Source organism: Massilia luteola (assembly GCF_034420155.1).
GTDB lineage: Bacteria > Pseudomonadota > Gammaproteobacteria > Burkholderiales > Burkholderiaceae_D > Telluria > Telluria luteola.
On the sequence record NZ_JAXOFN010000002.1, the window covers coordinates 151,324 to 163,947 of the forward strand.

The 12,624-nt window shown below is 64.2% G+C and carries 8 protein-coding genes; 4 read left to right on the forward strand and 4 right to left on the reverse strand.

The window, feature by feature from the left end; all coding sequences use genetic code 11:
- Positions 1–190: 190 nt before the first annotated feature.
- Together U9J41_RS03680 and U9J41_RS03685 are read right to left on the reverse strand one after the other, a co-directional pair.
- Complete coding sequence (locus U9J41_RS03680; protein ID WP_322400335.1) at positions 191–727, reverse strand: hypothetical protein; 537 nt, start codon at positions 725–727, stop codon at positions 191–193.
- Positions 728–803: 76 nt separating this feature from the next.
- Positions 804–1,775, reverse strand: coding sequence for a PA14 domain-containing protein (locus tag U9J41_RS03685; protein ID WP_322400336.1), 972 nt, complete (start codon positions 1,773–1,775; stop codon positions 804–806).
- Positions 1,776–2,506: 731 nt separating this feature from the next.
- On the opposite strand from U9J41_RS03685, the gene U9J41_RS03690 reads away from it, so the two are divergent.
- From U9J41_RS03690 to U9J41_RS03700, 3 genes are all read left to right on the forward strand, one after another.
- Positions 2,507–4,669: a dockerin gene (locus U9J41_RS03690; protein ID WP_322400337.1), complete on the forward strand. Its 2,163-nt coding sequence runs from the start codon at positions 2,507–2,509 to the stop codon at positions 4,667–4,669.
- Positions 4,670–4,776: 107 nt separating this feature from the next.
- A complete protein-coding gene (locus U9J41_RS03695; protein ID WP_322400338.1) occupies positions 4,777–6,822 on the forward strand; it encodes an alpha-L-arabinofuranosidase C-terminal domain-containing protein in 2,046 nt (681 codons plus the stop codon).
- Between the two features lie 218 nt (positions 6,823–7,040).
- Positions 7,041–8,255 carry a glycoside hydrolase family 27 protein gene (locus U9J41_RS03700; RefSeq protein WP_322400339.1) on the forward strand — a complete coding sequence of 405 codons (1,215 nt, stop codon included), beginning with the start codon at positions 7,041–7,043 and terminating at the stop codon, positions 8,253–8,255.
- A gap of 404 nt (positions 8,256–8,659) precedes the next feature.
- On the opposite strand, the gene U9J41_RS03705 is transcribed toward U9J41_RS03700, so the two are convergent.
- The gene (locus U9J41_RS03705; protein ID WP_322400340.1) at positions 8,660–10,129 is read right to left on the reverse strand and encodes a glycoside hydrolase family 43 protein; all 1,470 of its coding nucleotides are present in this window, start codon (positions 10,127–10,129) and stop codon (positions 8,660–8,662) included.
- A gap of 145 nt (positions 10,130–10,274) precedes the next feature.
- Positions 10,275–10,682, reverse strand: coding sequence for an alpha-L-arabinofuranosidase C-terminal domain-containing protein (locus U9J41_RS03710; RefSeq protein ID WP_322400341.1), 408 nt, complete (start codon positions 10,680–10,682; stop codon positions 10,275–10,277).
- Positions 10,683–11,158: 476 nt separating this feature from the next.
- Here U9J41_RS03710 and U9J41_RS03715 point away from each other — a divergent pair, with 476 nt between their 5' ends.
- Positions 11,159–12,358: a helix-turn-helix domain-containing protein gene (locus tag U9J41_RS03715; protein ID WP_322400342.1), complete on the forward strand. Its 1,200-nt coding sequence runs from the start codon at positions 11,159–11,161 to the stop codon at positions 12,356–12,358.
- Positions 12,359–12,624 lie beyond the last annotated feature (266 nt).

Below are 12,624 nucleotides of genomic sequence, written 5' to 3' on the forward strand. Positions count from 1 at the left end.
TGCGAGGATGAGTGTAACAGTTTGGTCGGGCCGGAAGTGCATTGGTCTAGCCAAAATGTTGACCGGCGACCAGATTGGCCTGAACGCCTGGCCGGCTGCACGCGACGGCATGTACGCAAACGTCCGCGTCCGCGGACATCCGGCTTGTGGGCGGCGCCGATGATCGCGATCCGTGCGGGAGGCGGTACGTCTACGCCCGTGCCAGGACCGCAGCGAAGTTGGTCATGTCAGTCCGCAAACGTGCTTTCCGAGAATTCGACCTTGTTGCCACTTGCGTGAACGCGTACACCGCGCGCCCGTTCTTCTTGGCCGTGCGGACATGCAGCGTCATCGGCGCGTTGCCGGCATTGAACGACGCGGGAATGGTCGGCTTGTCGAATTGCGCCGCGACAACCGCCGCCGAAAAGGGCGAGGCGTCGTCCGGGTCGGACGCATTCGGTGCGAGCGTTTTCATCAACGGGGTCCATCCAGATGAGATCGCGTTCGTCGTGGGACTGACAGCTTCGAAGACATAGCCGCCTTTCCGGCTTGGCCGCGGCCAAGCCGGAAAGGCTACCCGCCCCGAACGGGTCGCGCGCAGCGGATGCCGTAGGACAGGATCAAGGTGCAGCCCGGCGGCGCCAGCCAGCAGTCCTTGCAGGAACGGGACCATGGCGCCGCCCGCGATGGCCGTGCACAACAGGTCCGAGCCTTCGCCGGCGTGCGGGCGGAGTCCGCGTAGCGCCATGCCGACGATCGTGGGTGAGCATGATCGAGTTGAACAGCCCCACGCCGATCAGGGCCCACATGGCAGTACCGTGAGATCACTCTTTCGGCTGGCGCGCTGCCAGCATGGCGGCAGGCGGCCGCCCGATCAGGCTGCGTGGCAAATAGCCGTAATCGGCCGCACCGGGCTTTTTCCATGCAAGCATCAATGCGAGATCGGGGCCTGGGCCCTGGAAGTAGCGGACGCGGAAATTGTGCGGTCCCTTCTCCAGTGTCACCTTGGTCGCCACCGGCGTCGGCGCGTGGATGCCATCGTTGTCGATTACGTTCACGTCATCGATGCTGAGAATGGCGCCGTCGTCGGCCAGCAGCAAAATTTCCCTGGTCGTGGTTTCGGCAACGGTCACGGTGAAGCGAATATCCAGACCGAACCACTCTACCGTCGAGCCCATGCCCGGAAATCCCTCAAGGAAACTGCGCGGCGTAATATCGAGCTGGGACAGACAGACGCGCTTGATGGGCCGGCGGTCGCGCATTTCAGTGACCGATTGGGCGTCCCTGCGTAGGCGATAGACGTCGGCAACCATATGCCGATCCGATGCGTCCCCGCATTCTTCGAACAGCTTGGGGGCTGTGGCAGTTGCCGTTACGGCGGGACTGGCCACGGCCTTGACCGGCGGCGGCGGCGGCGGGGGCGGCACGGGAGCACTGGCCGGTGTCGGCGCGGTGACCGGCGACCGAATCGCGTCGGACGCGACGTCGAGCACCGGCGGCGGGGGGATCTTGATCTCGGGCACCGTGGGGGGCGGCAGATCGAAGGGCTTCGATTCGGCCGGCTTGGATTCGAGGATCTTTTCCTTCGGCACTTTCTCCTGGAACAGGGTCACATCGGTGGTGCGCGCTTTAGGCAGCTCGGGGCGGGGGGCGCGCGACAGCAGCGCCATCGTCAGCAAGCCGATATGGACGAGCACCACAATGGCCAGCGCACGGCGCTTGTTTGCCCGCCGCCATCGCGGATCTGGTTCAGCGTCGGGCTGGTGGGGGCTGGGTTCCTGCTCTGGCGGGCGCATTTGTTTCCAAAATAATGTTGTTCAAATTTATCGAAATCAACCGGCTGATGATTATTTTGCGCGAGACACCGCGGCGGCGATATTCCACAAATCACCAACAAGGTGAACCAAATTTCATGGTCGACGGGAGCCCTGGGAACGGTATGCGGGATTGGCAATTGGACCGGCGCCTGAAAAAAATGGACGGCCTCGCCCGGCGAAAAATGACTCCGCGCATTGGCGATTTGGAGAATTGCGACGCACACGAGAAGTGCGCAGAATGCAGAACAAACCGTCGGAGGCGATTCGTGCGTCATCACATCAGCCACGCCCGCTCTTACGGGCTGTCCCTCGGTCCAGGCGCTCGCCGGCGACCTGGCACGCACAGAGCAATGTAGCAAGGTCTTTCTCGTCTGCCAGCCAGGCAGATTGGGGTGGTTGCGGCTGCATTTTTTTCAGAACCATGGCGCGGCCTGCACTGGCCGGTCGCGCTTCTCTCATCACGTAGCGAGATGCTAATGCGTACACTGACACAACGTCCGACGATCACGAACCACTTACGTCGTTCGGTCGGATTTCTGGCCGTGGTCCTGCTGGCCGGTTGCGGTGGCGGTGGCGGCGGCTACGGCTCGTCCGGGAATGCAGGCCAGACGGCTTCGGCTGCCCCGGCCCCGACGCCGACTCCCACACCAACGCCGACACCAACGCCGACTCCAACGCCCGGCGCCGCAACGGCTGCCACCTGGAGCAGTGTGAAGTGGGGCGGCGGCGGCTACGTCACCGGCCTGGTGTTCCATCCGACCGTCGCGAATCTCGTGTACGCCAGAACCGATATCGGCGGCGCCTATCGCTGGAACCAGGCCACATCGTCGTGGACGCCCATCACCGACGGTGTGGGTTTCGGCGCCGTCGAAAGCAGGTTTCACGGCGTGGAGAGCATCGCCCTCGATCCGAACGACGACCAGCGGGTCTACATGGCCGCCGGCATGTACACGGCCGATGGCAATGGCCGCATCTACATCTCGAGCAACCGCGGCGACACCTGGACGCACTACGACCTGCCGTTCGCGCTTGGCGGCAACAATCCCGGCCGTGCGATGGGCGAACGCATGATGGTCGACCCCAACAAGCCGTCGACGCTGTTCTACGGCTCGCGCCAGGCTGGCCTGTGGAAGAGCGCGGACGCGGGGCACACCTGGGTCCAGGTCACGGCGCTGTCGTCCGTCACGATGAACGCGGACCAGGTCAAGGCCGCCGGCGGCAGCGGGATGGGCATCGAAACGGTCGTGTTCGACACGAACAGGACAGGGAGCGGCACGGCCACCCAGACCATCTACGTCGCCATCGCTCCCGACTACGTCAGCGCGGCGGGCCTCGCCTCGAACCTGTACAAGTCCACCGACGGCGGCGCGTCGTGGGCCGCGGTCACGACCCCGGTCTCCGGCTACCACATCCCGCACGTGGTGCGCGCGGCGGACGGCATGTTCTATGTTGCCTTCACCAAGGGGTCCGGACCAGGCGCCGAGGGGCCCGCGCGGCTCTACAAGTTCGACGGCAGCACCTGGACTCTGCTCGACAGCAACGACGCGGCCGGTTACGGCGGCCTGTCCGTCTCCGGCACCGGCGCGGCCACGCGCATCGCGCTGGGTGTGACCAACACCTGGGGCAACTTCAGCGGCCAGAAAATCATCCAGCTGTCCGACGACGCCGGCCGGAACTGGCGCGAAATCGCGGCCGCCATGCCGCACACGCCGGCCGACGGGTCGTTCTGGGGATGGCCCGACGACGTCGAGATCAATCCGGCCAACCGGGATCACATCCTGTACGTCCACGGCGGCGGGGTCTGGGAAACCCGCAACGCCTCGTCCTCCACGCCGAGCTGGAACGAGGCGATCGACGGTATCGAGGAAACCGCGGTGCTGAGCCTGGCCACGCCGCCGGCCGGCGCAACGTACGCCGTGATCAACAGTTCGGGCGACGTCGGCACCTGGGTGCACACCAACCTCGCGACCAAGCCGACCCTGACGCCGGCCACCAGCTGGAGCAACGGCTTCGCCGCCGACATGGCGTGGTCCGATCCGCAATACATGACCGCCATCGGCGCCGTCCTCGGCAATAACACCAGCTACGGTGTCTGGTCCGGCGACGGCGGCAAGACGTGGGCGAAGTTCGCCACCTATGCGCCCGGCGCCGCGACCAACACGAACCAGGAAGCGAGCATCGCGGTCACCGGGCGCAACAAGGCGATCTGGGCGCCCGGCAATTCGGTACCGTCGTACACCACGGACAACGGCGCGACCTGGGTGCCCACCGATCTGCCGGCAATCAACACCGTCTTCCCCCGCGCCTACCACCTGGCCGCGGATCGCAAGAACCCGAACAAGGTCTATGCCTACGATTCCGGCGGCCATTGGTGGGGCACGGCGGGCAAGGTTTATGTGTCGACGGATGGCGGCCATACGTTCACGCTGAGCCAGGGCTCGGTGGCAGCGGGGCTGGCCCCCAATTATTTCGCGAACACCTCGCTGGCGGTGAACCCCAACGCCGAGGGCGAACTCTGGCTGGCCGATGGCAACACCGTGTACCACTCGACCGATTCGGGCGCGACCTGGGCCAAGCTCAGCAACTTCGCGTCGATCTTTGCCGGCAATCAGTGGGCCCAGGTGCAGGGCGCCAGCATCGTCGCGTTGGGCAAGGCCAAAGCCGGCGCGCCTTACTCCGCTGCGGTCTACGTCGTGGGCGTGATCAACGGCGTGTGGGGCGTGTATCGCTCTGACGATGCCGGCGCGACCTGGACGCGCTTCAACGACGACGCGCACCAGTTCGGCGGCATCGGCATGATGGCCGGCGACTGGAACACCTACGGGCGGATCTACGTCTCAGGCATCGGCCGCGGTCTGCTCTACAGCAACTGATCGTCATGCAGGAAGGGGCCAGGCGCGATGTTGTCGAGCGCCTGGCCTTCAGTTTTTTTCAACCGCGTTCGCGGTGTACATGCCGCGAACATCACTACCCGTCCCCCATGAAATCGAATATCCCTACGCGCAGCGCCGCCATGCCGGTCGCGCAACGCCGCTTCCGCGCCCCAGCCCTGCTGTCGCTGGCTGTCCTGATCGCGCCGCTGGCGATGGCGCAGACCACCGTCACGATCGACCTCGCCAAACCGGGCATTCCCGTCAGTCCGACCTTCTACGGCCTGATGACGGAGGAAATCAACTACTCCTACGATGGCGGCCTGTACGCCGAACTGGTGCGCAACCGCGTCTTCAAGGACGACGACAAGGCGCCGGTGCACTGGTCGGTGGTGCAGGACGCCGGCGGCAGCGCCGCGATCGCGCTCGACCGGCGCTACCCGGTCCCGGCCACCGCGCTGACCACCAGCCTGCGCCTGGACGCCGCGCACGCCACGCAGGGCCACCGGGTCGGCATCGCCAACGACGGCTACTGGGGCATTCCGGTCAAGCCGAATACCCGCTACCGCGCCAGCTTCTACGCCAGGACCGCCGGCGCCGGCGGCGTGCCGCTGACCGTCAGCATCGAAGGCGCGGACGGCAAGACCGTGTACGCGCAGGCCGAGGGCGGCCGCATCGACGGCGAATGGAAGCGCTACAGCGTCACCTTGACGACCGCCGCCGACGTCAAGCCGACCGCCGACGCGCGCCTGGTGATCGCCACCGAAAGTCCCGGGACCGTCTGGTTCAACCAGGTGTCGCTGTTCCCGCCGACCTACAAGGACCGGCCGAACGGCAACCGCGTCGACCTCATGCAAAAGCTGGTCGACATGAAGCCGCGCTTCCTGCGCTTCCCGGGCGGGAACTACCTCGAGGGCGTCACCGTGGATACCCGCTTCAAGTGGAAGGAGACGCTCGGTCCGGTCGCGCAGCGGCCCGGCCATCCCGGTACCTGGGGCTACCGCTCGTCCGACGGCATGGGCCTGCTCGAATTTCTCGAGTGGACCGAGGACATGAAGGCCGAGCCGGTGCTGGCGGTGTTCGCCGGTTACGCGCTCAACGGCGAGAACGTTCCCGCCGGCCCGGCGCTGCAGCCGTTCGTGCAGGAAGCGCTCGACGAGATCGAATATGTCACCGGTGACGTCAGCACGACATGGGGCGCGCGGCGCGCCAGGGACGGCCATCCGGCGCCGTTCAAGCTGCGCTACGTCGAGATCGGCAACGAGGACGGCTTCGACAAGAAGAAGACCTACGACGGCCGCTACACCCAGTTCCACGACGCCATCAAGGCGAAGTATCCGCGGCTCAAGCTGATCTCTACCGTCAATGGCAAGGACTGGCTGGGCCAGCAACAGAAGGTGACCAGCCGGGTGCCCGACCTGGTCGACGAGCACTACTACTACAAGCCGATGCAGATGATGCACGACGCCGCGCGCTACGACAGCTACGAGCGCAATGGGCCGAAAGTGTTCATCGGCGAATGGGCCTCGCAGGAGGGCGAGCCGACCACCGACCTGCATTCCGCACTGGCCGACGCTGCCTTCATGACGGGCATGGAGCGCAACGCCGACGTCGTCGAGATGGCCTGCTACGCGCCGCTGCTGGTGAACGCCAATCCGGGCGGCGTGCAGTGGCGATACAACCTCGTCGGCTACGACGCGCAAGCGAGCTACGGCTCGCCGTCGTACTACGCGCAGAAAATGTTCAGCAATTATCTGGGCGACGTGTCGCTGCCGGTGACCGCGCAAAAAGTGAGTACGCAGACCTGGCAGGAGGCGGCCCGGAAGGAGACGCCGCAGGTGCTGCCGCCGGCGCAGGAAGTGCCGACCATGTTCTTCTCGGCGACCAGGTCGGCGCAGCGCGGCGAGATCTACCTGAAGGTCGTCAACGCGATCGGCAGTGCGCAGACGGTGCAGGTGGACCTGGCCGGCGCCGCCAAGGTGGCTGCCGAAGGCAAGGCGATCGTACTGAGCTCGGCGCAGAAGGAGGACACCAACACCATCGCCGAGCCGACCAAGGTGGTGCCGGTGACCAGCAAGGCGAGCGGGCTTGGCAAGCGGTTCAGCTACAGCTTCGCGCCATATTCGGTGACCGTGCTGGTGCTGTCGAGCAAATAGGCAGCGCCGCAGCGCAACGCCGTCCGTCTGGGCGAAAACCGCCTTCACTGTACGGCATGAGGCGCGGAGGCCTCGGCTTCCGCGCCGCCGGCGTTCACGTTTTGAGACGTTAGCTTTTTTGCGTCATGAGTTTGTACGATGTCCCCTTTTTTTTTGCGAGTGATCTAGGAATGAAAACAAAGCACATAACACACAAGCCGCTGTTGACGAGCACGACAATGAGAGCGGTCGCCACGGCATTGACCCTGTTCGTTGGCGCGGCAGGCAATTGCTGGGCTCAAAAGGCCGACGGCGTGGCCAGCACCCCGCAAATGGGCTGGAACAGCTGGAACAAGTTTGCCTGCAAAATCGACGAGCGCATGATCCGCGAGACCGCCGATGCCATGGTCAAGTCGGGCTTGAAGGACGTTGGCTTCCAGTACGTGAACATCGACGATTGCTGGCAAGGCCAGCGCGACGCCGACGGCAACATCCAGCCCGACGCCGAGCACTTCCCATCCGGCATAAAAGCGCTGGCGGACTATGTGCATGGCAAGGGACTCAAGTTGGGCATCTACTCGGACGCCGGCGCGACCACCTGCGACGGCCGCCCCGGCAGCCGCGGCCACGAGTATCAGGATGCGCGGACCTATGCGCGCTGGGGCATCGATTACGTCAAGTACGACTGGTGCGACACCGCGGGCATGAACGCCGAACCGGCCTACACGACGATGAGCGATGCGATCGCCAAGTCGGGCCGCCCGATGGTGTTCAGCGTGTGCGAATGGGGCATGAGCAAGCCGTGGGAATGGGCCGGCAAGGTCGCCCATTCGTGGCGCACCACGCCCGATATCTATAATTGCTTCGACTGCGAATACAGTCCCGGCTTCTCGACTGGCCTGGGCGTGCTGCGCGTCCTCGACAAGCAGGCAGGCCTGCGCAAGTTCGCGGGGCCCGGCCACTGGAACGATATGGACATGCTCGAAGTGGGCAACGGCATGAGCGAGGATGAAGACCGCGCCCATCTGTCGATCTGGGCCATGATGGCGTCGCCCCTCATCCTGGGCAACGACCTGCGTTCCATGTCCGGGTCGGCCCGCCGCATCCTGACCAACCGGGACGTGATCGCGGTGAACCAGGACAAGCTGGGTGTGCAGGCGCTGCGCGTCCTGGCCGACGGTCCCCTGGAGCTCTATGCCAAGCCGCTCGACGGCGGCAAATGGGCACTGATGTTCCTGAACCGCTCCAACCAGCCCGCCGACGTTCACCATGACTGGAAGAAGCAAGTTCTGACCGATGACCTGAGCAAGCGGTCGGTTGACTTCAAGCAGACCGTCTACCGCTGGTCCGACCTGTGGAGCAAGAAGACAGGCGACACCAGCGCCAATCTGGACGCCCGGCTGGCGCCGCACAGCGTGCTGATGCTGCTCCTGAGCGGCCCTGTGAAGCCATAGGGTGCGCCCGGCCGCGCGGCGCGCAAGGACTCGTCACCGGACGATCTTCTTGCGCGTCGCGCGGCGGTCATCCGCGACTTGCTCGCCCATGCACCGACGCTGAACCGACGGTGCGCAAGACGCTGGCCGGGATCGCACGCACGTACGGCCGCCCGAAGAAGAAAGCCGGGGCGTTGCCGACCAGGGACCTGGAGCGCATCGTGGCGCGGCTGGCCACCCTCGGTACACTGAAGGCCGCGCGCGACGACGCGCTTGTGCAGATCGGCGTTTGGGGGGAATGCGCAGGAGCGAGCTGGTTGGGATCGCGGTCGGGCACCCCGGCCGGGCGGCCGAGGACATCGAGATCACCCCGCCGCGCTCGAAGGCGGACCGGCTGGGCGAAGGCATCGTCGAGGCGGTCCCGTTCAGGGCCGGTTCTTGCTGCCCGCCTGAGAAAACTGCCAGTAATCGAACTTGAACAGTTCTTCGCCGGCCGCACCGCGGAACACGAAGAAGAGATCCTGGATGCCGGAGGCGCCGGAGATCCGGGTCGACTGCGGGTTCCATTGGCCGCCGGTTCCCGAGACCGGCAGCGTGCCGATCAACTTGCCGTCGACCTTGCCCAAACGAATCTCTATCGTCGCCCCGGTGGCCTGCTTCAGCTTGGCTGTGCTGGAAAGGCTGGCCATGAAGGCGCGTGCGCCGATCGCGCCGAAATCGACATTGCGCACCTGGATGTAGGCCCCGTCGTGGATGTCCCGCACATTCTGGCCGCCGGCGCTGCTGGGCTCGATTTTGACACCGGAAGACCAGGCGATCGTCTCGGCTTCGACGCGCCGGTAAGGATCGAGCGTGGCGACCGGTGCCGGCCCTTCCTTGGTCGGCTGCACCGTCTGGACCGAGCCATCCGGGTTGAACGTCAATTCATCGACGCACACGGAACGTTTGAAGCCGTCGCCTCCCGGAAGCGCGGCGTTGTGGTAGAAGAGGTAGGTCTTGCCCTTGAAATCGACCACGCCCGGGTGATTGGTGAAGGCGCTTTGCGGGGTCATGACGACGCCGCCGTAGGTCCAGGGGCCTTCGGGTGTGGGGCCGGTGGAATAGCCGAGATGTTCCGGGATGGGACCCGCGGCAAAAAACAGGTAGTTGAGATTCTTGCGCTTATAGAGCCAGGGGCCCTCCTCGTAGGATGTGCCACGCAGAGAATGGGTCGGAAGCGTAGTGCCTTGCGTGTCCGGAGGGGTGCGCTCGCCCAAGGCCTGGACGGTCATCGGATGGCCAATGATGCCTTTGTCCCCGATGCTGGTGTCGTAGGAAATCATGTCCTTGTTCAGCTTCACCGACCACAGGCGGGGATTGCCCCAGGCCAGATAGGCCTGGCCCTCGTCGTCGATGTAGACGGTCGGATCGATACTGTCGTACAGGCCGCCGGCCTGGCCGGCGATCAGCGGTTTCTTAAGGGGATCGATGTAGGGGCCGAGGGGATTGTCCGCCACCAGTACGCCAATGCCCCGGCCTTGCACCGGTGCATAGAGATACCATTTGCCATCCCGCTCGATCGCCTGGGGAGCCCAGGCGCCGTTGTTAAAACCGTCCCAGCCGGAGATCTCCTTGGCGGCCCAGGGAAAATCCCGGAGGGAGGCGATCGCGCCATGCTGGGTCCAGTTCACCATGTCCGTCGTGGTGGCGAGCACCCAGTCCTTCATGTTGAAGTTGTTTTTTTTCCCGACGTCCTGGTCGTGGCTGGAAAACAGGTAGAGCGTGCCATGATGGACCACGGGGGCTGGATCGGCGGTATACATCGTTTGAACGACCGGGTTGAGCGCGAATGACGTTGCGGGCACGGTAGCCAACACGGACAAGAGAACGACAGCGGAGCGGGTTGCTTTTTTCATGAGGATAGGATAACGAGGGGCGAAAAGAGGAAGGCGATTTAGGCGAAAGCCAGGGCATATCGGTGCCATCGTGCGCGCCCGGACGGCGTCGGCATTCGGGGCGTGCATGCCGAAGGCGATCACGAAGCGCTCGGGCGCAAGGCGTTTACTCCTCCAAAGCGATCACCATCACGGCCTTGGCAGGCAGCTCGATCGACAGCTTGCCGCCTGCCGCGCGCGCGCTGAACGCCGCCGGCTTGATGACCTGTGGATTCTGGAACGTGTTGTGCGCGTCCATCGCGGCCGCGGTCAGCACCTTGCCGGCCGCACCTTTTACCTTGGTGCCCACGACGTCATTGCGCCAGCCCCTGGTGTTGGGGATGGTCGACTTCGCGCCGACGTACATGCCTCCATAGACGCCGGTGCCGACGTGTTCGGCGAACTGGCCGTACACGTACTTGCTGATGACACGGCCGGGTTTGCCGGCGTCGATGCTGATGGTGACCGGGCTGGCGGCAAACGCCGGCGCCGCGATCATGCCGAGGACGGCGAGGCTGTGCTTGATGATGTTCATGCAGGGAAGGGGGGCTCCATATGTTGTTGTTGAATGATTGCTGCAGGGCCGTCGGCTGCGCGGCAGCGCTTGCGGAACTACCCCCCTTGTTCCTGAAGCATAGGCTGCACATCACGGGAAACGATATCGCCCGCAAGCGGATTTCTTGCAAACCGCAGAAATTGCAAGCAATCCTGGCCACAGTGGAAATTGGCCGCGGCACCTGGCCGACGGTTGCGCAGGCAGGGGAAGAATTGGCGGCCATGCCACGGTCCAATCGTGGCGCAGGTGCGGATCGGCCGGAGAAACGGGCACCGGCAGGGGCGGCCCCGCGCCTGGCGAACCGCCATTCATGACACAGGAAGACGAGCAGCCGGCCGGCGTTCGGTTCGTCCGCCGCAAAAATACCTGGGACTGTACATATCTGGCCTGTTATGATGCCTGGACCGTACTCATCAAAAACGTGCGGCGCCGAGACAGTTCAAGATTCTACCGATATGCAAGAGTTCTATAAGAAGGCGCTGCTGGCGCTGATCGTCCTGCTCGTCGCGGACGCGCTGCTGGCGGTTGTTCTTGTTTACCTGACCTTTCCGACGCAGACGCTGCTGCCGGCGCATCCAGACCGCGCCCGCTGGCATTTCGGAACGTATTCCGATGTGGCGACTGGCGGCGTGTCGACAGTGCGCTTGCACGATGCGTCGCGCGACCGGCTGCGCTTCGACTTCAAGCTGCGGGACGTGGCCGCCTATCCGTTTGCCGCCGCTGACATGGTCCTCGGTACTGACAAAGGACGGCAGATCCATGAGGATTGGTCGAAGTTCCGTACGGTTACCTTCGTTGCCAAATGCGCGCCGGCCACTTCCTTGATGTTCGAGGTGTCCACCTTCGACGAGGACATCTCCAAGCCAGGCCAGTTCGAGACCTATCGTCCACCCAGGACGTATTTTTCGTGCAACGAACAGGGCATGCCGGTGACGCTCGACCTTTCCCGGCTGCTGGTTCCAGAATGGTGGTTTCCGGCGATGAAGGAGGACCTGGCGCGCCAGGGCTATAAACTGAACAAGGTCGCCAAGATCATGTTTGGTACCAGCACGGCCACGCCGCGCAATGTCGATTCTTATGTTGAAATCAGCGAACTGACACTGCACGGCCGCGATTACCGCTACCTGGCCGCGCTGGTGGCCATTGTCCTCGGTGGCTGGATTGCATTCGGTGTCTGGTTCTTCCTGGCCCATTCCCGCGCGCTGTTGGCCAGTGTGGAATCAAAACTGAAGACAAATTTGCCCTTGGTGGCCTATCGCCAGTTAACGCTTGAGCCCTACAAGGACAAGGAAAAGGCATCGGTCTTGCGGTACATCGCCAGCGCTTATACCGATCCCAAGCTGGACATGGAAGCCGTGGTGGAAGGGACCGGCGCGAACCGCTACAAGATCAATGAAGTGCTGAAATCCGAACTCGGCATGACATTCACCAGTTACCTGAACAAACTGCGCCTGAGTGAGGCATCCAGGCTGCTGACTGAAAAAAGCAGCGCCGCCATTTCGGAAATCGCGTATCTGGTTGGCTACGCGAATGTCCCTTATTTTAACAAGCTGTTCAAGGAAGAATTCGGCTGCACGCCGAAGTCATTCCGGATGCTTGCCTCCCAGCAACAGGCGCAGCCCACCGACAGCCCCCCGTCGGAACCACCGGCCTGAACCACCTCATCCCAGGCGCCCGGTCCGGGCCGGCCCAGTCCGGCCACGCAGCCTGATCCTGTTCGTCCTCGCCACCCGGCCCGGACGCCGCGGCTGAGCCGCTGCCATTCCACGCCTCGCCGGTCGTCCTGTCTCGGGCCGATCCACGGCGGTTCCGCGACCAGACCACCCCGACCTTACGCCAGCCGCCACGGCTGATTTTCACCATTGGCGACATTGCTTGCAATTTCTGCGGATTGAAAGAAATTCGCTTGGCGGCGATATCG